Consider the following 26036-nt stretch of genomic DNA (forward strand, 5'->3'; position numbering starts at 1 on the left):
AATGGCGCCTTGTCTTTCATTACATAAGCCGCATCTTCAAGCGGCCCCTATCCCAAAAAGGCTTGGCCGGCGGCACTTTCTGCAAGGCTATTCCGTAAAACATAGAGCGAATCTAATTAGTTGCCACGGGCAGTAATATCTTATAATATTAGACTTTGAATAGGGGTGAATTACAGTGTTCAAATTCAACGATGAAAAAGATCATCTGAAGTGTTCCTTCTGTGGAAAACCGCAGGAACAAGTACGCAAACTGGTTGCAGGACCGGGCGTATACATCTGTGACGAATGCATCGATCTTTGTACAGAGATAGTAGAAGAGGAACTTGGTTCTGAAGAAGAAACTGAGTTTAAAGAGGTTCCGAAACCGAAAGAGATTCTTGATATTCTGAATGGCTATGTCATTGGGCAAGACCGGGCGAAAAAGTCGCTGTCTGTCGCTGTATATAACCATTATAAACGGGTTAATTCCAATTCGAAGATCGACGATGTCGAACTGTCGAAATCCAATATCGTGCTGATCGGGCCGACAGGGAGCGGGAAAACGCTCCTGGCGCAGACACTGGCACGCATTCTCAATGTGCCATTCGCAATCGCGGATGCGACATCCCTGACAGAAGCCGGGTATGTCGGTGAAGACGTTGAAAACATCCTGCTCAAGCTGATCCAAGCAGCGGATTATGACGTGGAACGCGCACAAAAAGGCATCATTTATATCGATGAGATCGATAAAGTGGCACGTAAATCCGAAAACCCATCCATCACACGGGATGTATCGGGTGAAGGTGTACAGCAGGCGCTCCTGAAAATCCTTGAAGGCACAACAGCAAGCGTGCCGCCGCAGGGAGGACGCAAGCACCCGCACCAGGAATTCATCCAGATCGATACAACGAATATCCTGTTCGTGGTCGGCGGTGCCTTCGATGGCATCGAGCAGATCATCAAGCGCCGTCTCGGCAGCAAAGTGATCGGCTTCGGTGCGGATCCGAACAAAGAAGAGCAGGAAGGGCAGTCGCTCCTCAGCCAGCTCATTCCGGAAGACCTGCTGAAATTCGGTTTGATCCCTGAATTCATCGGGCGTCTGCCGGTACTCGCGAGCCTCGAGCAGCTGGATGAAAATGCCCTTGTGCAGATTCTGACAGAACCGAAGAACGCGCTTGTGAAGCAGTATCAGAAAATGATGGAGCTGGACGGGGTTTCACTGACGTTTGAAGATGAAGCACTCGTTGAAATCGCAAAACTTGCGATTGAGCGTAAAGCCGGTGCCCGCGGTCTGCGGTCCATCATTGAAAACATCATGCTCGATGTGATGTTCGACTTGCCTTCACGCGAAGACATCGTCGAATGTGTCATCACAGAAGAGACGGTAAAAGACGGCGCACAGCCGAAGCTGATCTTATCAGACGGCACAGAATTCATTAAAGACAACAACGAAAAAACATCCGCGTGATGTTTTATATTGAATGACTTTGAGCTGACTCTTCACTAGCGCATGCACGGCAGGCGTGGGAAAGGGTCAGCCGTTTTTTTCAGCCGAAAGGCTTTGAATCCTATGGAGGTGGACTCCCAGATGGCAAATGACATAAAACTGCAAGTGCCTTTGCTCCCGCTTCGTGGTCTTCTCGTATTTCCGACCATGGTGCTGCATATCGATGTCGGCCGTGAACGGTCGGTGGCAGCGCTGGAGCAGGCGCTTCTTGGTGATGAAATCGTTTTTCTCACCACTCAAAAAGAAATGAGTCTTGAACAGCCGGGCTTGGATGATTTATATGAAACCGGCACATTGGCTCGCGTAAAACAGATGCTGAAGCTCCCAAACGGCACGATCCGTGTGCTTGTGGAAGGTCTTGAACGCGGACAATGGGCGAATTACACGGAAGGGGAGACGGTCACGACAGTGGATGTGACGCCTTACCCGGATCCGACGGAACGGACAACTGAACTCAATGCACTCATGCGTATGCTGCTTGAACAGTTTGAAAGCTATACAAAAAACACGAAAAAAGCATCAAAAGAATCCATCAGCACCGTTGCCGATATCGAAGAACCGGGCCGCCTTGCCGATACAATCGCTTCTCAGATGAAGATAAAGATTGCGGGCAAGCAGGAAATCCTGGAAACATTCGATGTAACGGAACGGCTGGAGAAGCTGATTACACAGCTGCACAGTGAACAGGAAGTGCAGGAGATCGAGAAGCGGATCGGCCAGCGTGTGAAAAAAGCGATGGAGCAAACCCAGAAGGAATTTTATTTGCGCGAGCAGATGAAAGCGATTCAGAAAGAATTAGGCGATAAAGACGGCAAATCGGCTGAAGTCGTGGACCTTCGTAAACGAATCGAAGAAGCCGGTATGACGGAATCCGCTGAAAAAACAGCGCTTAAGGAACTGGATCGGTTTGAGAAATTGCCGGCCGCAGCAGCTGAAAGCGGCATCGTCCGCAATTACATCGAATGGCTCGTCACGATTCCATGGTCAAAAGCGACGGAGGACCGGCTGGATATCAATCATGCCGCCGAAGTGCTGGAGCGCGATCATGACGGTCTTGAAACCGTCAAAGAACGCGTGCTGGAATATCTGGCTGTCCAGCAGATGACGAACTCGCTGCGCGGACCCATTCTATGTCTCGTCGGACCGCCGGGTGTCGGGAAAACTTCCCTTGCGCATTCGATTGCGGAGTCCCTTGACCGCAATTTCGTCCGTGTGTCGCTCGGCGGCGTACGGGATGAGTCGGAGATTCGCGGCCACCGCCGGACATATGTCGGAGCGATGCCGGGTCGTCTCATTCAGGGAATGAAAAAAGCGGGGACGATCAATCCGGTGTTCCTGCTCGATGAAATCGATAAGATGTCGAACGATTTCCGGGGCGACCCGTCTTCGGCTATGCTCGAAGTGCTCGATCCGGAGCAGAATTCGACATTCAGCGACCATTATATAGAAGAAAGCTATGACCTTTCCCAAGTGCTGTTCATTGCAACAGCGAACGATCTCGGGTCGATTCCCGGCCCATTGCGCGACCGAATGGAAGTTATTCAGATCGCGGGGTACACGGAAGGCGAGAAACAATTGATCGCGAAGAATCACTTGATTCCGAAGCAGTTGAAAGAACACGGCCTGACAGATGATAAGCTCCAGTTCGAAGCTGATGCGATTCTGTCGGTCATCCGCTATCATACCCGGGAAGCGGGCGTGCGCGGATTGGAACGCCAAATCGCATCAATTTGCCGGAAAGTGACGAAACAGCTCGTGTCCGGTGAAAAAGAAGCCATTACGGTGAATGAAGCGCTGGTGGAAGAGTACCTCGGCAAGAAAAAATTCCGCTACGGCCAAGCCGAAACGGAAAATCAGGTTGGGGTTGCGACAGGGCTCGCGTATACGGCGGTCGGCGGCGACACGCTGCAGATTGAAGTCTCCCTGTCACCGGGCAGCGGGAAACTGCAGCTCACCGGGAAACTCGGCGATGTGATGAAGGAATCTGCACAGACGGCTCTGTCATTTGTGCGGGCACGGGCAGAATCCCTCGGCATCGATCCGGATTTCCATAAAAATCATGATATTCATATTCATGTTCCGGAAGGCGCCGTACCGAAAGACGGTCCGTCCGCCGGTATCACGATTGCCACAGCACTCGTGTCCGCCTTATCGAAACGGCCGATCCGCCGTGAAGTCGGCATGACCGGAGAAATCACATTGCGCGGGCGCGTATTGCCGATCGGCGGCGTCAAAGAAAAAACATTGAGCGCACACCGGGCAGGCTTGCGGACAATCATTTTGCCGAAAGAAAACGAACGTGACATCGATGATATTCCGGAAAGTGTACGTGAAGCGCTGACTTTCAAGCTCGTATCACAGGCGGATGAAGTCTTGAATGTGGCGCTTGAAGGAGATATTTAATGAAAGTGAATAACGTTGAACTGGTCATCTCGGCTGTCCGGCCGGAACAGTACCCGGAAGGCGGACTCCCCGAGTTCGCACTCGCCGGCCGGTCGAATGTCGGAAAATCCTCCTTCATCAACCGGATGATCGGACGGAAAGCGATGGCGCGCATTTCCTCAAAGCCCGGCAAGACCCAGACGCTAAACTTCTATAAAATTGAAGAGCAGTTATTCTACGTCGACGTGCCGGGGTACGGTTATGCGAAAGTATCAAAATCCGAACGGGAAGCATGGGGGAAAATGATCGAGCGCTACATCACCGGCCGTGATGTGCTGCAGGCGGTCATCCAGATCATCGACCTCCGGCATCCGCCGACGGAAGATGATGTCATGATGTACGATTTCCTGAAGCATTACAATATTCCCTGCATCATCATTGGAACGAAAGCGGACAAGATCCCGAAAGGCAAGTGGGCGAAGCACAAGAAAATCATCCGTGAAGGACTTGAACTGGAAGAAGGCGATCCCCTCATCGTCTTCTCCTCTGAAACCGGTCTCGGGAAAGATGAAGTATGGGGCGAAATTCTGAAACGCATGTAAGGTGCAGCTGCGGCTGCGCCTTTTTTTTATGGGGAAGCGAATTTCAGTGGTTCATTTGCTGGATTCGGGGAATAGGTTCAAAGAGACTGCGTGACATGGGGGATTATTACTTGTTTAAGATAAATTTTCAGGCGTTCGCAAGTATTTTTGCTTGATTCGCAAGTGTTTGATTTGATATCGCAAGTATTGCACCTAGAATCGCAAGTAACGGAAGGTGTTTTGCAAGTAATGAAATCCTCTTCGTTTATTGGGATGAGTGTGAGAAAACCATGCTAGAAATTTACGAATCTTGTGGTATAGTTGCTGTATCTGCAAGTATCGCTGCTTGAAACGTAACTGTTTAATCAGAGTTCGCAAGTATTACATAGTATATCGCAAGTAACGGAAGGCAGTTCACAAGTAACGAAGGGGCTGTTAATATCCCGGGCTCGCAGAGTCTTTGTTCTTGAGGCTGGTTCCCGGCTTTGCTACACTTAGACAGTAATCATTCTAATGTAGTTGCTCAATTGGCTTGAATTCAACGCTTGTTCACAATTCACCGCTGTGGAATCAAGCTTTTATGCTATAATTGGGTATATGAAACTTGATCGGAAAGGTGTCATGAGTCCATGCATACCATCGTAGTGGGAGTTAATTTCCGTACAGCGCCTGTTGAGATCCGCGAAAAGCTTTCGTTCACGGAAAGCAGTATTCCGAATGCGATGCAGCAGCTGCAGGAACAAAAAAGCATATTGGAGAACGTGATCGTATCGACCTGTAACCGGACGGAGATTTATGCAGTCGTCGACCAGGTACATACAGGGCGCTATTATATCAAGGATTTTCTGGCGAAGCATTTCGGGCTGCCGCAGGATACGTTTTCACCGTACCTTTTCGTTTATGAAGGCGACGGTGCTGTTGAACACTTGTTTAAGGTGACGTCCGGCTTGGATTCCATGGTGCTCGGCGAAACCCAGATCCTCGGACAGGTGCGTTCAAGCTTTCTGGCCGGCCAGAATTTCGGCACGACCGGAACGGTATTCAACCAGCTGTTCAAGCAGGCAGTGACGTTCGCGAAACGCGCACATTCGGAAACGGCAATCGGCGAAAATGCCGTGTCTGTTTCATATGCGGCTGTTGAACTCGGCAAGAAGATTTTCGGTTCCCTGAAAAACAAACGAGTCGTCATCCTTGGCGCCGGTAAAATGGGCGAACTGGCTATTCAGAATCTGCAGGGAAGCGGCGCGAAAGATATCACTGTCATCAACCGGACATTTTCGAAGGCAGAGGAAGTGGCAGCGAAATTCGACGGACAGGCAAAACCGCTGCAGGAACTTCAATGTGCACTGCTGGAAGCGGATATTCTTATTTCGTCGACTGGCGCAACCGAATATGTACTTGATCATGAAGTGATGAATTATGTGGAAAAGCTTCGCAAAGGCAAACCGCTTTTTGCGGTCGACATCGCAGTGCCGCGGGACTTGGATCCGCGCATCGGCGACTTGTCGAACGTGTTCTTGTATGACATCGACGATCTGCAGGGCATTGTGGACGCGAATCTTGCAGAACGGGAACGGGCAGCGAATGAAATCCGCCTCATGATCGAACAGGAATGCGTGCAGTTCAGCGATTGGCTGGCGACACTCGGTGTGGTTCCGGTTATTTCGGCCCTGCGCGGTAAAGCGTTGGCGATCCAGACGGAAACGATGGCGAGCATCGAAAACAAAATGCCGGATCTTACAGACCGGGAACGCAAGATTTTGAGCAAGCATACCAAATCGATCATCAACCAGCTGCTGAAAGAGCCGATTCTGCAGGCGAAGGAAATGGCGGCGTCTCCGAAATCCCGGGAGCAACTTGAGCTGTTCCAGCAGATCTTCGGAATTGAAGAAGCGGTGGAACAGGAATTGGCGCAGCAGGCAACGCTTGCTAAAGCCCGCGTAAAAACCGCTGCCGATCAGCAGCAGGCACAGCAAAAACCCGGATTTTCATTTTGACCGATCGACAAGAGCGTTTCTGTATCTGTATGTTAAACTAGAGATACGGAACGCTCTTTTTGCGTTGACCGGCTGAATAAAGGAGAAGACGATGGCGGATCTGACAATGGCAAGGCTGCATGAAGCGATGGTCATTCTGTACGCTGTCAGCCTTGTTTTTTATTTTATCGATTTTCTGTATAAGGAAACAAAGGCGAGCCGTTGGGCACTCGGGCTGCTCGGTGCTGTCTGGGTGCTTCAGACGGTATTTCTTATCATATATGTGGTTGAGACAGGCCGGTTCCCGGTATTGACATTGTTTGAAGGCATTTATTTTTACGCATGGCTGCTTGTGACGCTGTCGATTGTGCTCCGGATTTTCACGAGACTCGATTTCGCGGTGTTTTTCATCAATGTGATCGGCTTCGTGTTCATGACCGTCCATACATTCGCGCCGGTGCAGATTGAACGGTCACCGGTCGGGGAAGCGCTCGTGTCCGAGCTCCTGCTGATCCACATCACGTTTGCGATTTTGTCGTATGCCGCATTCTCGCTGGCATTCGTGTTTGCGGCGCTGTATTGGATTTTATACCGGCTGCTGAAAGAAAAACGCCGGCCTGTGCAGTGGAGCCGGCTGCCGTCGCTCGGCCAGGCGGAACAGGGCATGACGGCGTCGATTTTGGCCGGCATTCCGCTGTTGTTCGTGTCGTTGACACTCGGGCTGCAATGGGCATATGTGTCTCTTGAGGAATTCTCCTTATGGGATGCGAAAATCGTCGGTTCGTTCGTGCTGCTGCTTATTTACAGCGGCATCCTGTACTTCCGCCGAAAAGGTCCGTTGAACGGCAAGGCGTATGCGAGTGCGCATGTGTATGCCTTTTTATTCGTGCTTATTAACTTCCTGCTTGGCAGCAGGCTGTCAGAATTTCATTTTTGGTACTAGCATGAATTGACCCGTGGCTGAAAAATTGCCACCGTATTTTTAATGCGACGAGCGAGCGAAGCGGCGCAGGAGCACTTGTATTGTATGCGACGAGCAAGCACAGCGGCGCAGGAGCACTTGTATTGTATGCGACGAGCAAGCACAGCGGCGCAGGAGCACTTGTGTTGTATGCGACGAGCAAGCACAGCGGCGCAGGAGCACTTGTGTTGTATGCGACGAGCAAGCACAGCGGCGCAGGAGCAGGCTGTCAGAATTTCATTTTTGGTTATAACGGAAAGGTTGGAGAAAGTTGAGAAAAATAATTGTAGGTTCCCGCAGAAGCAAATTGGCGCTCACACAGACGAATTGGTTCATCGAGGAAATGAAAAAAGCGGGCGCGCCGTTTGAATTTGAAGTGAAGGAAATCGTCACGAAAGGTGACAAGATCGTGGATGTTACGCTATCGAAAGTCGGGGGCAAAGGGCTGTTCGTGAAAGAAATCGAGCAGGCGCTGGAAAATAAGGAAATCGACATGGCAGTCCATTCCATGAAAGATGTGCCTTCCGTATTGCCGGAAGGGTTCACGATCGGCTGTGTGCCGCGCCGGGAAGACCCGCGCGATGCGTTCATTTCAAAAGGCAACGTCAAGCTTGCCGATCTGCCGGCAGGGGCAATCGTCGGGACGAGCAGCCTGCGCCGCAGCGCTCAGCTTCTCCGAATCCGGCCGGATGTGAAAGTGCAGTGGATTCGCGGCAATATCGATACGCGGCTCGGAAAGCTGGAAACAGGTGAATTCGATGCGATTATTCTGGCAGCTGCCGGACTGAAACGCATGGGCTGGAGCGATAACGTGGTTACGGAATACCTTGATGCGGAACAATGTGTGCCGGCGATCGGTCAGGGTGCACTCGGCATCGAATGCCGGATTGATGACGATGAACTGATTTCCGAACTCGCCAAACTGAATGATCCGGCAACGATGACAGCAGTCAGTGCAGAACGCAAATTCCTCTCGGATATGGATGGCGGCTGCCAGGTGCCGATCGCCGGTTATGCGACGCTGTCGGATGAAGGTGTTTCATTCACCGGACTTGTCGGGGCACCGGACGGTTCGGTCATGTACCGGGAGACGATCCAGTCGCAGGATCCGGTTGAAGCGGGCCGGATCGCAGCAGAGCGCATCAGCGCACAAGGCGGTTATGACCTCATCCAGAAAGTGAAAGCGGAAAATGACCTCCACTACTGATCGGCCGTTGCAAGGCGATACGATTATTTTCACCGGATCATCACTGCCGGAAGAAGCGGTGAAGCTTGCAGCGTCATACGGAGCGAACGTGCAGTATGTGCCGTTGATTGAAACGGTGCCGACGGATGAGCCGGCACCGGATTTGCATGAATATGACTGGCTCATTTTCACGAGCGCATCAGCGGTGGAAGCGTTTCATGAACAGCATGCACGGCCGAAAGCGAAAATCGCTGCGGTTGGCAGTAAGACAGCGGCCGCTCTGGAGCAGGCGGGCTATCATGTCGATTTCGTGCCGTCTGTATTTGCGGCGGATGCATTTATCCGTGAATTTCCGGAAGTGGCACCGGACGGCCGCTGCCTGTTCATCCGGGGCGCGCGGGCGAAAGATACGATTTATCAATTGCCGCTCGCAGTGGACGACTGGACGGTGTACGATACGGCCCCATGCAGGGGAAACGCCGAACGGCTTGCCCGGATGACGGATGCAATCGTCATTTTTGCAAGCCCTTCCGCTGTTGAAACCTATATGGAAGCGGGTGGCCAGTGGCGGACGATCGAGGCTGCCGCCATCGGTTATGTGACGGAACAGGCAATCAAACAAGCCGGCGGTCGCGTCAGCGCGGTGCCGGCTAACCATACGTACCCGGACGTGATCCGGACAATCGTGAAAGGCAGGGTTCAAAATGACTGAATTGAATTTCCGGCGCCATCGCCGTCTTCGGACATCGGCGAATATGCGCGCTATGGTAAGGGAAACACAGCTCGACAAACAGGATTTCATTTACCCGATTTTTGTGGTGGACGGAGAAAATGTGCGCAACGAAGTGAAATCGATGCCGGGTGTTTATCAGCTGTCACTCGATCTGCTCGGGGAAGAAGTCGACGAAGTGGCTTCACTCGGCATTCCGTCTGTGATTTTATTCGGCGTGCCGGATGCAGCTGATAAAGACGCAGAAGGGACCGGGGCTTTCCACGATCACGGCATCGTGCAAAAAGCGACCCGCTTTGTGAAAGAACGCCAGCCGGACTTGCTTGTCATCGCTGATACGTGTCTGTGCGAATACACCAACCACGGCCATTGCGGCGTCATTGAAAACGGCATCGTCCTGAACGACAAAACGCTTGAATTGCTTGCCCGTACGGCAGTGAGCCAGGCGAAAGCGGGCGCGGACATCATTGCGCCGTCGAATATGATGGACGGCTTTGTCGCTGCTATCCGCGCGGGACTCGATGAAGCCGGGTTCGACCATATTCCGATCATGAGCTATGCGGTGAAGTATTCATCCGCCTATTATGGTCCGTTCCGCGATGCGGCGAATTCCGCTCCGCAATTCGGCGACCGCAAGGCGTATCAGATGGATTATTCAAACCGGACCGAAGCGCTGCGCGAAGCGGCGTCCGACGTCGAGGAAGGCGCGGATTTCCTCATGGTAAAACCGGCGCTGTCATATCTCGACATCGTGCGCGACGTAAAGAATAACTTCGATCTGCCGGTTGTGGCCTATAATGTGTCCGGTGAGTATGCGATGGTGAAAGCCGCTGCGGCGAACGGCTGGATCGATGAAAAACAGATCGTGCTTGAAACGCTGACGAGCATGAAGCGGGCGGGCGCCGATCTGATTCTGACGTATCACGCAAAAGACGCGGTGCGCTGGCTGGAGGGAAAAGCATGAGCTACGAAAAATCTCAACAAGCATTCAAAGAAGCAGTAAACCTGATGCCGGGCGGCGTTAACTCGCCGGTCCGCGCATTCAAATCCGTCAACATGGACCCGATTTTCATGGAAAGCGGCAAAGGGGCGGAAATCACCGACATTGACGGCAATACATATGTCGATTATGTCTTGTCATGGGGGCCGCTCATTCTCGGCCATGCCCATCCGGATGTTGTGGAAGCGGTCAAAAAGACAGCGGAAAGCGGCACGTCGTTCGGCGCACCGACGGTCATTGAAAACGAATTGGCGAAACTTGTGATCGACCGGGTGCCGTCGATCGAAATGGTGCGCATGGTATCATCCGGCACGGAAGCGACGATGAGCGCATTGCGGCTGGCGCGCGGCTATACCGGGCGCAATAAAATCCTGAAATTCGAAGGCAATTACCATGGACACGGTGACAGTCTGCTGATCAAAGCGGGTTCCGGTGTGGCAACACTCGGACTGCCGGATTCACCGGGTGTACCGGAAGGCGTGGCGCAGAACACGATCACGGTTCCATTTAACGACCTCGAAAGTGTCCGCTATGTATTTAATGAATTCGGTGATGACCTGGCAGGTGTCATCGTTGAGCCGGTCGCAGGAAATATGGGCGTCGTCCCGCCGGCGGAAGGGTTTCTCGAAGGGTTGCGTGAATTGACCGAACAAAACGGCACTGTCCTTATTTTCGATGAAGTCATGACCGGATTCCGTGTCGGTTATCATTGCGCCCAAGGCTATTACGGCGTGACACCGGATCTTACTTGTCTCGGTAAAGTCATCGGTGGCGGATTGCCGGTTGGCGCATACGGCGGCAAACGCGAGATCATGGAACAAATTGCGCCGGCCGGTCCGATTTATCAGGCGGGCACATTATCCGGCAATCCGCTGGCTATGTCTGCCGGACTGGCAACATTGTCGAACCTGACTGAAGAAAGTTATGATACGTTCAAAGAGCAGGCGGATCAGCTGGAAGCGGGATTCCGTGAAGCTGCGGAGAAATACAACATTCCGCATACCGTGAACCGCGCTGGTTCGATGATCGGATTTTTCTTTACGAATGAAACCGTCACGGATTTCGAAACGGCGAAGACATCCGATTTGAATTTATTCGCGGAAGTATATGAAGGCATGGCGGAACAAGGCATTTACTTGCCGCCGTCCCAATTTGAAGGATTGTTCTTGTCGACTGCCCATACAGCAGTGCAAATCGCAAAAACAGTGGAAGCATTCCATACGGTCTTCGCAAAAGTAACGAAAAACGCATAAATGAGACAAACCGCCAACTTTTCCACGTTGGCGGTTTTTTTCATGATTGCATATCAATTAAAGGAAAAAATGGATCAAAAGACGGAAAAAGAGAATGTGTATTTTAATGTTATTTACGATAACTTTTTAAGGGTTTGAAGTGTGATTTCGGTTACATAACTTAGTTTTCTGAAATAATTTAAAGCTCTTGACCCCCCTATATTAAAAGGGTATAGTACTCCTCATTGGTTAAAAAAACCGCCTGTGAATAAGGCGTTTAGAGGAGTTTATAAATAGTGAAATTCAGATTCAAACAGCCTGCATTGGCAACCGCCGGAACGACAAAAGGCCTGTCAGTTGGAGGACATACAAATCAGCTTCCCGCCACTAATGATAAGGAAAAAATCACTATGGCTGCTTTGGCTGTCCCAATCTTCGTCGAGCTTGCGCTTGCGATGCTCATGGGGAACGTGGATACGCTGATGCTCAGCCAATTTTCGGATAAAGCGGTCGCCGCTGTCGGCATCGCCAACCAAGTTATCTTTCTTTTAATTGTCATGTTCGGCTTTATCGTCACGGGAACGACCGTGCTGATGTCCCAGGCACTCGGTGCGGGGAATAAGCAGCGGGCGAATGAAATTGCCGCCATCTCACTCGCAGCGAATTTGGCGATCGGCCTGTTGCTGAGCGGCATCGTATTCTTATTCCAGGAACAGATTCTGGCCTTAATGAATGTGACCGGTCAAGTCGCAGCGGACGCCAGCAGCTACCTGGTTTTTGTCGGCAGTTTCATGTTCATCCAAGCCATATTGGTCACCATCAGCGCCATCCTGCGCAGCCATAGCTTTACGAAAGATGCGATGTATGCCAACATCGGGATGAATGTCATCGGCATTGTGCTGAACTACATCGTGCTCTTTGAACCATTCGGCCTGCCTTCTTACGGTGTCGCTGGTGTCGCCATTGCCACAACCGTTTCCCGGGTGCTCGGCTTGATCGCGCTTATCGTCCTGATGAAAAAACGGATCAAAGAACCGATGGGTCTGATGAAAGTGTTCAAAATGCCAAAAGAGCATTTGCAGGAATTGCTGCGGATCGGTCTGCCGGCAGCCGGTGAACAGATTGCGTATAACATGAGCCAGTTCGTCATCATCTTCTTCATCACGACGTACATGGGTACGTTATTCGTCACAACCCGGATCTATGCGTTCAACTTGATGAACTTCATCATGCTCGGTAGTATCGCGCTTGCACAGGCGACTCAGATTCTGATCGCCCGCCATGTCGGTGCAAAGGAATACGACGATGCCTATAAACGCTGCATGGACAGCTTGAAGCTCTCCATCCTGACGGCGATCGTCACAGCAGTCGGCTTCTCATTCGTCGCTGAACCGCTCCTGTCGATTTTCACCGATGATGAAACGATCATCCGGAACGCAACGGTACTCATTTACCTGGCAATCATTCTGGAGCCGGGCCGTGCATTCAACATCATGATCATCACATCACTCCGGGCAGTCAACGACTTGAAGTTCCCGCTCATCATGGGCATTATCTCGATGTGGGGCATCGGCGTGGTCGTCGCGTATGTCCTCGGTGTCCATTTCGCCTTGGGGCTCGTCGGCATCTGGATTGCCTACATCCTGGACGAATGGTTCCGCGGTATCGCCATGCTATTCCGCTGGCGCGGGCGTTCGTGGCTGTATGCCTTACAAAACCGGCCGTAATGATCGATTAGCATCTGTTCTCTTTGGAGCGGATGCTTTTTTTAATGGAAATTTCTTTACGAGGAAATGAAACCAAAAATCCGTTATACTATTTAGAGAGACGAAAGAAGGGTTTCCATGAACGATTTCCTCAAAACATTGGCCATTTCTGTTGCGGCGGGAGGGCTCCTCGATTTGCTTGGCATGTTCCTGCCATGGCTGCTCGGCCCGATGCTGGCACTGCTGCTATTGCGTCAGTTCACATCCATGACGTTTTACTGGCCGCGAATGCTGCGGACAATCGGGCTCATTTTAATCGGCGTGCAGATCGGCTCATCGTTCAACCGGGAAGCGGTGCTGCTCATGTGGCTCGATTTGCCGATGATGGTGTTCATGACGCTGGCACTCGTCGGATTTGCGCTGGTGCTGGCATTGCTGTTCCGGAAAATGACGGGGGAGTCGATCCAGACGAGCATGCTCGGTTCATTGCCGGGCGGGCTGTCGCAGATGGTGCTGCTGTCAGAAGACATCAAGTCAGCGAGCACAACGATCGTGACAATCATGCAGACATTCCGGATCTTGCTCGTCGTTCTCGTCGTGCCGTTTTTCACGATTTTCCTCGGTGGCCGGGAAGGCGGCACAGCACTCATCCTGACAGAACCGGAATTCAGTCTGCCGGCATTTATGGCAGCAGCAGCAGGCGGGACGGCCCTGTACTCCGGCATGAAAGCGGTCCGTTTCCCGCTGCCTGAGATGATGGCACCGATTGTGGCGCTCGCGGCTGTCCAGTCTGTGACAGGCACGCTGCTGTTTGAAATGCCGCCGATTCTGATCATCTGTGCACAATTATTCATCGGAGCGCGGCTCGGTCTGCAAATGGAGCAGATCGGTGAAAAGATGACGCTGCGCATCGGTGCTGCCATTGTCGTGAATAACTTGCTGCTCGTCGCATTCGCCGGCGGAGTGGCGTATGTGCTGTCGCTGTGGATTTCGAGCGGTCTTTTCATTGATTATTTCCTGAGTGCGGCGCCGGGCGGCATGGCGGAAATGGTGTTGACGGCGATTGAAGCGGGCGGCGACGTGGCGCTCATCACCGGTTTTCACCTGTTCCGGATCTTCTTCATCCTGTTGATTGCGGCGCCTGCAATTGCTTATTTCATTAAAAAACTTGACGGAAAAACCGAAGTGTAGGTACAATAACTCTAACTTGATAGCCATGCAGTGACATGCAGTGATGAGGAAAGTACGATGTGCGGCCGTTTCAGAGAGAATGCGGAAAGGTGAGACGCGTTCACGGGCAAAACCATCGGAAAGTCCCCTCGGAGCAGTTTCCGTGAACTCTTCAGTAGCGGAAACCGGACCTGAAATCCGTTATCGAATGAAGTGCCAGGCGCGCTTTTTCTCCGTGCCTGCGAATAAAGGTGGTACCGCGAAAGCTCCTTCGTCCTTTAAGACGAAGGGGCTTTTTGTGTTTTGTAGATTTTACTGGTGGAGTTAGTGGATTCCGCTGGAGTCTCGCAGTGTTGTTCCACTGACTCATTCAACAAAGCCCAACAATAAAGGTTTAATCTAAAGGAGGAGTTTTCAATGACAGAGAAAGTACAGACAGAGATGTCGACGAAGTACGATCCGAAAGCGATCGAACAGGGCCGCTATGAATGGTGGCTTAAGGGTAAGTTCTTTGAAGCCCAGCCCGAATCGGACAAAGAGCCGTACACAATTGTGATTCCGCCGCCGAACGTAACCGGAAAACTTCACCTCGGCCACGCATGGGACACCACACTGCAGGACATTCTGACGCGCATGAAGCGCATGCAAGGTTATGACACGCTATGGCTCCCAGGTATGGACCACGCCGGCATTGCGACGCAGGCGAAAGTGGAAGGGAAGCTGCGCGAGGAAGGAAAATCACGTTACGATCTCGGGCGTGAAAAGTTTTTAGAAGAAGCCTGGAAATGGAAAGATGAATACGCCCAGACAATTCGTGCGCAATGGTCGAAGCTCGGTCTCGGGCTGGATTACTCCCGTGAACGTTTTACATTGGATGAAGGCCTGTCGGATGCAGTTAAGGAAGTATTCGTCCGGCTGTACGAGAAAAAGCTCATTTACCGCGGCGAATACATCATCAATTGGGACCCGGCGGCAAAAACGGCGTTGTCCGATATCGAAGTAATCCACCAGGACGTACAAGGTGCTTTCTACCATATGCGTTATCCGCTGACAGACGGTTCAGGCGGCATTGAAATCGCGACGACGCGTCCGGAGACGATGCTCGGCGATACGGCTGTGGCGGTTCACCCGGAAGATGACCGCTACAAGCACTTGATCGGCAAGACGGTTACGTTACCGATCATCGGACGCGAGATTCCGATTGTTGCGGACGATTATGTCGACATGGAATTCGGAAGCGGTGCGGTCAAGATTACGCCGGCTCACGACCCGAATGACTTTGAAATCGGCAACCGTCACGATTTGCCTCGCGTTCTTGTGATGAATGAGGACGGCACGATGAATGGAAACGCCGGCAAGTACGAAGGCATGGACCGCTTTGATTGCCGGAAGCAAATCGTCAAGGATCTGCAGGAACAAGGCGTACTATTCAACATTGAAGACCATCTGCATTCCGTTGGCCATTCCGAGCGGAGCGGTGCAGTCGTTGAGCCATACCTGTCAACGCAATGGTTCGTGGATATGCAGCCGCTCGCTGCGGAAGCCGTCAAGCTGCAAAAAGGCGACGATGGAGTCGACTTCGTGCCGGAGCGCTTCGAGAAAACGTATTTGAACTGGATGGAGAACATTCGCGACTGGTGTATTTCCCGTCAGCTGTGGTGGGGTCACCGCATCCCGGCGTGGTACCACAACGAAACCGGTGAGCTGTATGTTGGCCGGACCGCACCGGAAGACGAAGAAAACTGGACACAGGACGAAGACGTACTCGATACGTGGTTCTCATCCGCCTTGTGGCCGTTCTCGACGCTCGGCTGGCCGGACATCGACAACGAAGAGTTCAAGCGTTATTACCCGACGGACGCACTCGTAACGGGCTATGACATCATCTTCTTCTGGGTGTCGCGCATGATCTTTCAAGCGCTGGAGTTCACGGACCAGAAGCCATTTGATGACGTATTGATCCACGGGCTCGTTCGCGCAGCGGACGGCCGCAAAATGTCGAAGTCACTCGGCAACGGCGTCGATCCGATGGATGTCATCGACGAATACGGTGCCGATTCACTCCGCTACTTCCTGGCGACCGGCTCAGCGCCGGGACAGGATCTCCGCTTCTCGATGGAGAAGGTGGAGTCCGTCTGGAACTTTGCGAATAAAATCTGGAATGCGTCGCGGTTTGCCCTCATGAACATGGAAGGCATGACGTATGACGAAATCGACTTGTCGGGCGAGAAATCTGTTGCCGATGCGTGGATTCTGACGCGCCTGAATGAAACCATCGATTCCGTGACAAAACTCGCGGAGAAATACGAATTCGGTGAAGTGGGCCGCGTGCTCTATAACTTCATCTGGGATGATTTCTGTGACTGGTACATCGAAATGGCGAAACTGCCGTTGTACGGGGAAGACGAAGCGGCGAAGAAAATGACGCGTTCGGTTCTGGCGTACGTACTCGATAACACGATGCGTCTCCTGCATCCATTCATGCCATTCATCACTGAAGAAATCTGGCAGAACTTGCCGCATCAAGGGGAATCGATCACAACGGCGGCGTGGCCGACAGCTGACGCATCGCTCACAGATACGGAACAAGCCGACAGCATGAAACTGCTCGTCGACATCATCCGCGCTGTCCGCAACATCCGGGCGGAAGTCTCGACGCCGCTGTCGAAGAAAGTGCCGCTCACGATCATTGCACGTGATGAGAAGACGGAAGGCGTACTGAAAGCGAACTCCGCATACATCGAGCGCTTCTGTAACCCGGACGGCCTGACGATCACGCATAACACTGCGGCGCCGGAAAAATCCATGTCCGCTGTCGTGTCAGGTGCCGAGCTGTTCATGCCGCTCGAAGGCTTGATCGACATCGATGCGGAACTCGCGCGTCTCGGCAAAGAACTCGACAAATGGAACGGCGAAGTCAAACGCGTCCAAGGCAAACTGTCGAACGAGCGTTTTGTCTCGAAAGCGCCGGAAGCAGTAGTCGAAGAAGAACGTGCGAAAGAAAAAGACTACCTCGAAAAACGCGCGGCCGTTGAAAAACGCATTGAAGAATTGAAGAACCTGTAAATGGTATGATGAACCCCCGCTCTCCTGGGAAGGATGCGGGGGTTTTTGGGGTTTCTATGCTTTATTTATGATTTGTACGCGATAAATTGATTTTCTACGCTATATTTCGGGTTTCTACGCCATCATAATGAAGAAAACCATCCGAATTACAGGAAATATATGATCGTTAATTTCAGTTTATGCTCTATAATTCGGATTTATGCTCGATAAATTCACTTTTATGATCGTTAATTTGGATTTATGCTCGATGATCCGGATTCTTACAAAAAAGCGCACGATTCCATCGGCTGATTCGCTGCGCTATCCCAGTAAACTCTCTCTTCAAGGCAGCCGCGTAATCTTCCCATCTGGCCCGAGCACTCATTCCACTTCATCAACCCCTTGGTTCCGGTCTTTCCACTTCATTTCTTCCAATAAATCCTTGAACGTCAGCTCGGCACAATCCACTACGGCTTCATCCGCCAGCGCCAGCAGATCATCAATCAACCTCGGTTCGACATCGATGAAAGCCACAGACAACGGCGTCTCCTCATGCCATTTTTTCATCTCACAGACAATCGTCCGGTAAAGAATAGGGAAGTCCCGGCTGATCGCTTCCTTATGTACCAGAAACGCTTCAGCATAATCGTCAAACGCATAACGGAAGCGTTCATGACTCCTCGGCTGCAGCACACGGGCTACGCCTCTCCGCGTGTTCCCGAGCGCAGACGCAAACACGAGGATGGACAGCTTCCGCACTTCCGGATCAGCGTCGCCAAAATACAGAAAATAATCTTCGTAGTCGTCGCTGTTCCAGTCTTTTGCCGTTTCAAAATGGCCGACTTCCAGTCCCTCCAGCAGCCGCTTCGCTTTTTCGATCAAAGACGCAGACATGGAATTCCTCCTCTACAGTCGATCATCCGCCCATCGCCAGCCGCGCGCTTTCTTGTCCCGCAAGTACTTGCACAATAATTCCGCCACATTCTCCTCATGCGTCTCATAAAATGCCCGCGCACCGACCGGATCCTCGATTTCATTGAACACATGCCGCCCGTCCGGCAGCAATAAAAAATCGATTCCGATGTAATCACTTTTCAGCGCCCGCGCAATCCGCAGCACGTCCCGCTCCTGGGCCGCCGACACCAAAAACTTCTCCGCTTTCCCGCCGAGCGCAATATTGGCTTTAAAGGAATCCACCCCGGACCGCTTCACGGCACCGACGACTTCATCGCCGATCACATACACCCGCACATCCGCTTCGTGTTCCATAAACGGCTGGAAAATAAGCGCCTCATCCGCGTCGCGCGGCGTATCCCAGATCTCGACACCCTCACCGCCATGGCCGTCCCGCGTCTTCGCGACACACGGATAGCCCGGCGGTTCCTTGAACGTCGGAATTACCGGCAGGCCCAATAACTGCATCATTTCAAACGCTGTCCATTTATCATTCGCGATCCGGTTCACTTCCGCCCGGTTCACGAGCCGCACACCGGCATCTTCAAGCGCCCGCGCGGCCACCGGATGCCGCACCCGGAACAGCACCGTCTCGCCGTGCAATCGGTCCGCCAGCTGAAGCAGCCCTGACTCCGACCAGTCATCCCACGTCATGAGCCCGACATCCCCGAACTTCTTTAATTCGGCAATAAACCCCTGATTCCGCTCGGCATCCGCACTCCGGTACAGCGCAATCATGCGAGATCTCTCAAAATATACGTCATCATCGCATCCGCCACATTGATCCCCGTCACGTTCAAAATGTTCCGGATATGTGCCGCCGCATTCACTTCGCACACCAACGGCTCCTCGTCCGGCCCGAACAGCAGATCCACGCCGGCAAACTCCGCACCGACCGCATCCGCCGCCTGCAGCGCCAGCACCCGCTGAACTTCCGTCAGTTCCACGGGCGACGCTTTCCCGCCGTTCGTGATGTTCGCCCGGAAATCCGTCTCCGAATGCCGAACCATCGCCGCAATCACTTCACCGCCGACCACATTCACGCGGATATCCCGGCCGCGGCTCGATGCCACGAATTTTTGGAACACGAAATCCACGCCGCGCAGCGACTCCACTTTGTCATAAAACGCATCTTCCGTTTCGATCAAATACACCTTCATGCCGAACGACCCGTGCCCTTCCTTAATGATCATCGGCAAGCCCAATGTCTCCAGCACCCCTTCAAAATACCCCGACTCGCGGATCGAGAACGCCGGATACACTTTCGGCGCCACAATCGTCTTCGGCATCGGAATGCCGCGAGCCGCGAGCTCAATGTACTGTTTCGCTTTATTGTCACACAGATCGATCACCGCCGGATCGTTATAAACCGGCACCCCTGAGCTCTTCAAAAAATACCCGAGCAGAATGTCCTTATCGAGCAACACGGCAAAATCCGGGGGAAGAACCCCTGCGTCCAGCTGCATCACGATGTCGTAGTTTTTCTTAATCGCGGCATTCACGCCTGCGCGTTCCGCCGCTTCCGCGACCAGTTCCGCCTGATCGCGGAATTTATCACTCGTCAAACTTCCGTTATAAATTACCCAGCAAGTTGTCATAATTGACCCTCCGTACTTTGCTATAATCAGTAAAAGTGTAGCACGAAACGAAAGGAAGAGGTTAAATGATTCCGGGACTCGACCGATATAAAAAGAAATGGAATATTACTACCGATCCAGCCATCAAGCCAGGATTGGATTCCATTACAGCAGCACTCAAAGAACTCGGCAACCCGCAAAAAGAAGGGACGTATATCCATCTCGCCGGCTCGAACGGCAAAGGGTCGACCGCTGCGTTCTTGACGGCCATCTTCAAGGAGCATCATCTGTCTGTCGGCAGCTTCATGTCGCCGCATATTGAAGACCTGCACGATCAAATCCAATTGAACGGGAAACCAGTGACCCCGGACGTGCTCGATCAAGCGATGGAGCAGCTCGCCAATATCCGGACACTGCTCACCGATTTTGAATTGCTGACGGCGGCTGCGTTTCTCGTATTCAAAAACGAACAGCCGGACGTCATCATCCTCGAAGCCGGCATGGGTGGCCGCTTCGACAGCACGAATGTCATCACCCCGGCGGTCGCCATCATTCCGTCCGTTTCATTGGAACATACGAATTTCCTCGGACCGACGATCGGGGACATCGCCTGGCATAAAGCCGGGGTTATCAAAGTGCACATACCTATTATCATCGGGGACTTGCCGGAAGAAGCGGAAGCGGTGATCCGAAAAGAAGCAAAGAAACTCACGGCGCCGGTCGTCCTTCCGGAAGGTGTTCCGAATGTTTCGTTAAAACTGAAAGGCGCTCATCAGCAACGCAATGCGATGCTGGCACAAGCTGCAGCTGCCCACGTATTAGGCGACCGGTTCGACGCCGAGCGAGCCGATCGCGGACTGGCCGCTGCGTTTATTCCGAACCGATTCGAGGAAGTCGCGCCGAATATCTTTTTCGATGGTGCCCATAACCCAGCGAGTGTGGAAAAACTGGTGGAAACCGTGAAAACGGAATTGGCAGATCGGCCGATTCATGTATACGTCGGTATTCTGAAAGATAAGGATTACATAACAATATTACGTAAACTGGAAGAAATCAGCGATAACTTCACGTTTGTCGATTTTCCGCATGAGCGGGCGATGGTGGCAAAAAATTTATATTTGGAAAGTAAAGGAAAAGTAAAGACAATCCAAAAGGTCTGTGATATATTACCTGTATTGCATAAAAATGAAGTGGCTTTAGTCACGGGTTCACTTTATTTATTAGCTGAAATACGTCATTTATTAATAAACAGGCAAGATACGAAGTAACGCAAGGAAATGGGGGAGTGAGCATCAGTGGATTATAAAAAGCGGGCGGTGATTCTCTGGTCGCTCTGGACGTTACTTGTGCCATCGGGGTTTTACATGGTGTACAGGCTAAGCCCGCCAGCCGAAATGGACCTCTCTTATTTGCTTGTGTTCGCCGCGTTCGCTGTGTTCATGATGCTGTTTCCGTTAACGATCAACGGCAATTCAATATTCATCGTTCAATGGGCGACGCTCGCCATTTTCCTGAAATATGGCTTATTCATGGAAATGATCGTCATCCAGCTGTCTGCCGTATTCGTCATTTTACGGGCGCGCAGCAGTGAACCCGTGTACTTGCGATTGCCGTTCAACTCCCTCATGTTTTTTGCGGTATCTATTATTGCCGGAACGGTCTTTTTTGTCTACGGCGGTGAAATCGGAAGTGAAGCATTGGGCCATGTGTTTTTTTACGGGCTTTTGTTTCAGCTCATCTATTTTTTGGCCAACCATTTCATCCTGTATTTTTATTCACTGATCATTGACGAAGAAACGAAATTTATCACGATTGATACCATTTGGGATTTCTGTATCATGCTCACCATTTTTCCATTCACCCTCATCCTGTACTTGGTGGAAGCCCATGTCGGCGTATATGGCGTCTTTCTGCTCGGTCTGCCGTTTATCATCGTGTCCTATTTTCTTCGCATGTATTCGGATTCCGAACGCATCAACCGTGATTTGAAGATCGCCGTCACAATCGGCCATCAGCTGGCCGGCAGCATGACATCAAACGAAGTGCTCGATTTGTTCGTCGTCCGCATTGCGGAGTTATTGCCGGTTGACTATGTGTATCTGATCGACCACCGGCGCAAACAAGGCGATTTTGCAATGCTCCGCCGCTGGCAGGACAGTCGCTTCCTGGATGAGGAATTCCCGATCTGCCAGCGCTCAGAAGGGGTTGCCGGGCATGTACTTGCGCGAAAAAAACCTGTCATTTACCACAGCAGAGAAGAGTGGGAATGGCTGACACTCGGTCATATCGCGGCTGACGCAGAAAGCCTGATGGCGCTCCCGATCAGCCGGAATGGAATCACAGAAGGCATCCTCGTTGTGGCGGCCCGTAAGAAAAACGTCTTTGTCCATCATCAATTGAAGATCCTCGAGATGCTGTGCTCGTATTTCGCAGTCTCACTCGAGCGGGCGGGACTCGTTCAATCGGCGATTGCCCGCAGTGAACGCTGCGGACTCACAAAGCTCTATAATTACCGCTATATTGAAGACCGGCTCGAATCGCTCGTGCAGCAGGTGAATAAAGGCGAAATGGACGCTCTGTCCCTCATCATGATGGATATCGATTTCTTCAAATCCATCAACGACCGTTACGGGCACCAAAGCGGCAACGATGTTCTGATCCGGGTCGCCCGGCTGATTGAAGAAGAAGTCGGAGAGGCCGGAATCATCGCCCGCTACGGGGGAGAGGAATTCATCGTCGCCTTGCCGGATTACAGTAAAACGCTGGCGCTTTTGCTCGGCGAAAAACTGCGGAAGCGGATCGAAGACCATGATTTTGAAATCCAATCCGATCTCGACGAGGGCCGGACCTTGCAGAAAGTGAAAATCACCATGAGCATCGGCATCGCCAGCGCGCCGGAAGACAGCGACGACGCCATGGGACTGATCCGCAATGCCGACCGGGCATTATACATTGGAGCTAAACAAGCCGGCCGCAATAAAGTCGCAGCTTATGCGAAAATGTGAAGAGACGAGACAATCGTCTCTTTTTTTACTTCAATCGCCAAAATAGGTCAAAATATCCTAGAACAATTTATAGTTCTTTATGATAATTAGTATAGGAAATAATGATTATATAAAATAAAAAAGTCCCGAATGACGAAAAAAGATTCCAAGTGCCGGTACATGACTGAGTTTAAGGACCTCCGGCAGAGCGAACTTCCATAACTCGTGCCTATTTTCCTTGTCCTGCCTGGTTTTTTGGTGACTTTATGTAAAAAAATCAGGTTTTACGCAAAAAAATAGTGCAAAATCCCGGGCAACATGTGATAATTCTCTTAAGTGAATTTTTAGATAACATTACATGCGGTCTTGGAATAATAAGTAATATGCCGGAATTAGCTAAAGGACGGGGTGATAAGAGTGAAAAAAGTCTTAATTGCCAAGCAGGATGGACTGACATTGATCGAAGTTCTTGCGGCGTTGGTCATATTGGGGATTCTATTCGTCGGAATCATGTCGGTCTTTCCGCAGATGACTCTTTTTAATGTAAAAACCGAAGCGAAACTGAGTACGATGAACTTGGCCAGACAGGAAATGGCAGATGTGACGGAGCGGACAAAATGGGAAAAGCAATTGCTTGATCTTCCTGCTGAACCGACTGCTGAGGACATGCTCGCCGCTGCCCCAAGCTATTTAACGGACACGAAAATCAGCAGCGAGATGAGTGCTGCCGGGTATTCCTGGATATCCAAGACTGCGGATTACATTCGGTATCAGAAAAACGGCGATTACCGGTATGAGGTTGATGTTTACTTGAAGTGTGAACCATTTCTGAATCCTGAGTCGGTCAACCCCGATGCTGCTGCCCCTGATGCCGGCACCTGCTCAGTTGCTGATAAGCAGAAGCTCTATAAGGTTCACTTGAAAGTTCTGCAGGAAAGCACACCGGGAAGTGGAAATTACCGCTTAAGCAGTGAAACTTTTTCCTATTTGGCTTATACAGCAGTCCCAGCGGCCCCTGTAGCAAGCGCGGGTGGTGGATGAAATGAAGCTGGATGAAAAAGGGATCACACTCGTCGAACTATTGGGAGCGCTGATGCTGGTCGCGTTGATCGCCGTTACAGCGTGGACCACTTTATCGATCGGATTCAAACACACCGACATGGAGACGACAAAAACACAACTTCAGCAAGATGCAAATTTAATCATTACCAGCCTTTCGAATACACATCGCCTGAACAGCACATACACGGTAACATTTGAAAATAATAGGATTAAGGTCGATTCGTGTAAAGCTCCTGGAAATTGCGCTACGGAAACGATTGATAAAGAGTACGATTTCACAGGGACAGTCATTAATGCTACGACGGTTGATTCGCACGACAGTGTAGCAGACATCATTGCGAACATCGAACCTGAAAAGACGCACACCGACCTGACATTGGTCATCACAGACTTGCAGAATCCAAAGCGGACGCTTTCCATAAAAACTACACTGACCCGGGTCCTCACGGGTATGAATTGAAGGGAGCGGGACAGATGAAGCTATTGAAGAATCAGCAAGGATATGCACTTCTCGTGGTACTGCTGATCGTTGTGCTTTTTCTCACGATGTCAGCGACATTCATGATGAAGTCACTGACTAATGCTAAGCAGGAGCAGACGATTGATACATCGAATCAATCAGTCGCCTCAGCGGAAATGGGCGCCCGGTTCTACAGTTCCGATTTTGAACGGGAACTGCAATTGATTAAGCAAGATATTGCCATTCAAACACAGACAGAGATTAATCTTCTTATCGACTGTATTAAAGCTCGGGAGGCCAAATGCGACGATCCGGCGGATATTCCGCTCCGGGAAGCAGAGATCGACGAGAAAATGCGAACGCTTTACATCAAACTGATTGAAGACAAAATCGCAGCATTAGATACATTAGCGAATTCAGGAACAGAAGTCATTCCTTTTTCCGCAGACCAGATCAATTACTCCATTACTTCTGCAGCCGGCACCCGACTAAACGCAGCAGAAGAAGATATATCACTTGCCACGACAATGGATAAGAAAATCAGATTCATTGAAGTGGAACTGGGAATGTCCGGGACATCCAAAAGTGTTACGAAAACGCTGGATGCGCTATTCAAGATAGATGTGCCAAATACATTCCTGAACCCAAGTGAATCATTGATCATCGAAACCGTTGTGCCTGTGGATAAAGAAGCTGTCACTTATGAGGATGTTTTCAGCACGTCGAAGCCGACTATTTCGTGCACTCAATTGGTGGCTGATATTATCGCGAATCCAAGTGGATATTCCGCACCTTTTGAATGTCTGCTAGATGGCAGTACCGACTTGGCGGATTTAATTACTCAAATTGAAGCGGGTGGCCTTGATCCTGAATTGTTCAAAGTGTATACGGATAACTTTGTTGAGAACATCTGTACCACTGAGTGCAACTCGCTGGATTTCAAAGGAATCACGATTGTTGTCAATCCTGATGATGCAGAAGCCATTAAGAACATGAATAATCTAATCAATGCTAATTTGCTCGTCAACGGTGAGCTCCTTACCGGTAATAACCTGATCAATCTAGGGAAGAATAACTCGAAACAGACCATCATTGTCAAAGAACTAAATGTTGGAAGCAACATCCAGAATCTCTACTATACGAATTTCCTTGTTCTTGGTTTGACAGAGGCGACTCCAGGAGATCTCATCTGGGGGCAAAATATCGAAATCGATAATTACTCGAACTTCTGTATCGATATTGACCGGATCAACCCCGACCATTTGAAACGATTGGCTAATGAAGTCAAATTCACCAATAGCGGGAAGTTGATCTACTTTACTCGTTACAACGATGGAGCGACCCGTAAAGAATTCGTGCTGACCGGCAATAAAGTCGAGGAGCGTTCGAAATCAGTAGTCAGGATTGAAGATTATACAACTTTCCTGAATGCCTGCGGAGTTACATTGAAGGACTCTGTGACAGAAACGACTGAAGTCGCTGTTCCAAACATCTTGGATCCAGGTATCGACATCAAGATTCTGTACTAAATAAACCGGAACATC

At 51.1% G+C, this 26036-nt stretch carries 21 protein-coding genes and 1 other annotated feature; of the genes, 18 read left to right on the top strand and 3 right to left on the bottom strand.

Annotated features, from left to right (window positions below):
* Positions 1–175 precede the first annotated feature (175 nt).
* The 13 genes from clpX to B0X71_RS07100 all read left to right on the top strand — a co-directional run bounded on the left by clpX (position 176) and on the right by B0X71_RS07100 (position 17476).
* Positions 176–1447, top strand: coding sequence for an ATP-dependent protease ATP-binding subunit ClpX (gene clpX, locus B0X71_RS07040; RefSeq protein WP_077588749.1), 1272 nt, complete (start codon positions 176–178; stop codon positions 1445–1447).
* Positions 1448–1567: 120 nt separating this feature from the next.
* A complete protein-coding gene (gene lon / locus B0X71_RS07045; protein ID WP_077588750.1) occupies positions 1568–3889 on the top strand; it encodes an endopeptidase La in 2322 nt (773 codons plus the stop codon).
* Positions 3889–4470: a ribosome biogenesis GTP-binding protein YihA/YsxC gene (gene yihA, locus B0X71_RS07050; RefSeq protein ID WP_077588751.1), complete on the top strand. Its 582-nt coding sequence runs from the start codon at positions 3889–3891 to the stop codon at positions 4468–4470. The genes lon and yihA overlap by 1 nt, the downstream gene beginning before the upstream one ends.
* A 608-nt stretch (positions 4471–5078) precedes the next feature.
* Positions 5079–6446: a glutamyl-tRNA reductase gene (hemA, locus tag B0X71_RS07055; protein ID WP_077588752.1), complete on the top strand. Its 1368-nt coding sequence runs from the start codon at positions 5079–5081 to the stop codon at positions 6444–6446.
* Positions 6447–6537: 91 nt separating this feature from the next.
* The gene (locus B0X71_RS07060) at positions 6538–7368 is read left to right on the top strand and encodes a cytochrome C assembly family protein (protein WP_077588753.1); all 831 of its coding nucleotides are present in this window, start codon (positions 6538–6540) and stop codon (positions 7366–7368) included.
* An 80-nt stretch (positions 7369–7448) separates the two neighbouring features.
* Entirely contained in the window at positions 7449–7661 is a 213-nt protein-coding gene (locus tag B0X71_RS07065) for a hypothetical protein (protein ID WP_077588754.1), read from the top strand.
* Positions 7658–8593, top strand: coding sequence for a hydroxymethylbilane synthase (gene hemC, locus B0X71_RS07070; RefSeq protein WP_077588755.1), 936 nt, complete (start codon positions 7658–7660; stop codon positions 8591–8593). Before B0X71_RS07065 ends, hemC begins: the two co-directional genes overlap by 4 nt.
* On the top strand, positions 8577–9284 hold the full coding sequence (locus B0X71_RS07075) for a uroporphyrinogen-III synthase (protein WP_077588756.1): 708 nt from the start codon (positions 8577–8579) through the stop codon (positions 9282–9284). The genes hemC and B0X71_RS07075 overlap by 17 nt, the downstream gene beginning before the upstream one ends.
* On the top strand, positions 9277–10266 hold the full coding sequence (gene hemB, locus B0X71_RS07080; RefSeq protein WP_077588757.1) for a porphobilinogen synthase: 990 nt from the start codon (positions 9277–9279) through the stop codon (positions 10264–10266). The genes B0X71_RS07075 and hemB overlap by 8 nt, the downstream gene beginning before the upstream one ends.
* Positions 10263–11555, top strand: a complete 1293-nt coding sequence (gene hemL / locus B0X71_RS07085) for a glutamate-1-semialdehyde 2,1-aminomutase (protein ID WP_077588758.1) — start codon at positions 10263–10265, stop codon at positions 11553–11555. The genes hemB and hemL overlap by 4 nt, the downstream gene beginning before the upstream one ends.
* A 275-nt stretch (positions 11556–11830) precedes the next feature.
* The gene (locus B0X71_RS07090; RefSeq protein ID WP_232336805.1) at positions 11831–13261 is read left to right on the top strand and encodes an MATE family efflux transporter; all 1431 of its coding nucleotides are present in this window, start codon (positions 11831–11833) and stop codon (positions 13259–13261) included.
* A 117-nt stretch (positions 13262–13378) separates the two neighbouring features.
* Positions 13379–14431 (top strand): AbrB family transcriptional regulator, encoded by a 1053-nt coding sequence (locus B0X71_RS07095; RefSeq protein ID WP_077588759.1) that lies wholly within the window; start codon positions 13379–13381, stop codon positions 14429–14431.
* Positions 14432–14462: 31 nt separating this feature from the next.
* Positions 14463–14692 (top strand) — a binding site (T-box leader).
* Positions 14693–14827: 135 nt separating this feature from the next.
* Positions 14828–17476 (top strand): valine--tRNA ligase, encoded by a 2649-nt coding sequence (locus tag B0X71_RS07100; protein WP_077588760.1) that lies wholly within the window; start codon positions 14828–14830, stop codon positions 17474–17476.
* 360 nt (positions 17477–17836) lie between these two features.
* Here the strand turns inward: B0X71_RS07100 and B0X71_RS07105 are convergent, their stop codons facing one another.
* The 3 genes from B0X71_RS07105 to B0X71_RS07115 are packed head-to-tail and all read right to left on the bottom strand — an operon-like array spanning position 17837 to position 20007.
* Positions 17837–18349 carry a hypothetical protein gene (locus B0X71_RS07105; protein WP_077588761.1) on the bottom strand — a complete coding sequence of 171 codons (513 nt, stop codon included), beginning with the start codon at positions 18347–18349 and terminating at the stop codon, positions 17837–17839.
* A gap of 12 nt (positions 18350–18361) precedes the next feature.
* Entirely contained in the window at positions 18362–19147 is a 786-nt protein-coding gene (locus B0X71_RS07110; protein WP_077588762.1) for an ATP-grasp domain-containing protein, read from the bottom strand.
* Complete coding sequence (locus B0X71_RS07115) at positions 19144–20007, bottom strand: ATP-grasp domain-containing protein (protein ID WP_077588763.1); 864 nt, start codon at positions 20005–20007, stop codon at positions 19144–19146. The genes B0X71_RS07110 and B0X71_RS07115 overlap by 4 nt, the downstream gene beginning before the upstream one ends.
* Positions 20008–20072: 65 nt before the next feature.
* On the opposite strand from B0X71_RS07115, the gene B0X71_RS07120 reads away from it, so the two are divergent.
* The 5 genes from B0X71_RS07120 (at position 20073) to B0X71_RS07140 (ending at position 26021) form a co-directional block, all read left to right on the top strand.
* Positions 20073–21254 carry a bifunctional folylpolyglutamate synthase/dihydrofolate synthase gene (locus B0X71_RS07120; protein WP_077588764.1) on the top strand — a complete coding sequence of 394 codons (1182 nt, stop codon included), beginning with the start codon at positions 20073–20075 and terminating at the stop codon, positions 21252–21254.
* 27 nt (positions 21255–21281) lie between these two features.
* Positions 21282–22991 (top strand): GGDEF domain-containing protein, encoded by a 1710-nt coding sequence (locus B0X71_RS07125; RefSeq protein ID WP_077588765.1) that lies wholly within the window; start codon positions 21282–21284, stop codon positions 22989–22991.
* A 396-nt stretch (positions 22992–23387) separates the two neighbouring features.
* Entirely contained in the window at positions 23388–24011 is a 624-nt protein-coding gene (locus B0X71_RS07130; RefSeq protein WP_198038699.1) for a type IV pilus modification PilV family protein, read from the top strand.
* Between the two features lies 1 nt (position 24012).
* Positions 24013–24492, top strand: a complete 480-nt coding sequence (locus B0X71_RS07135; protein ID WP_077588767.1) for a hypothetical protein — start codon at positions 24013–24015, stop codon at positions 24490–24492.
* Between the two features lie 14 nt (positions 24493–24506).
* Positions 24507–26021 (top strand): hypothetical protein, encoded by a 1515-nt coding sequence (locus B0X71_RS07140; RefSeq protein WP_077588768.1) that lies wholly within the window; start codon positions 24507–24509, stop codon positions 26019–26021.
* Positions 26022–26036: the final 15 nt, after the last annotated feature.

Origin of the sequence: Planococcus lenghuensis, assembly GCF_001999905.1 — a bacterium.
GTDB lineage: Bacteria > Bacillota > Bacilli > Bacillales_A > Planococcaceae > Indiicoccus > Indiicoccus lenghuensis.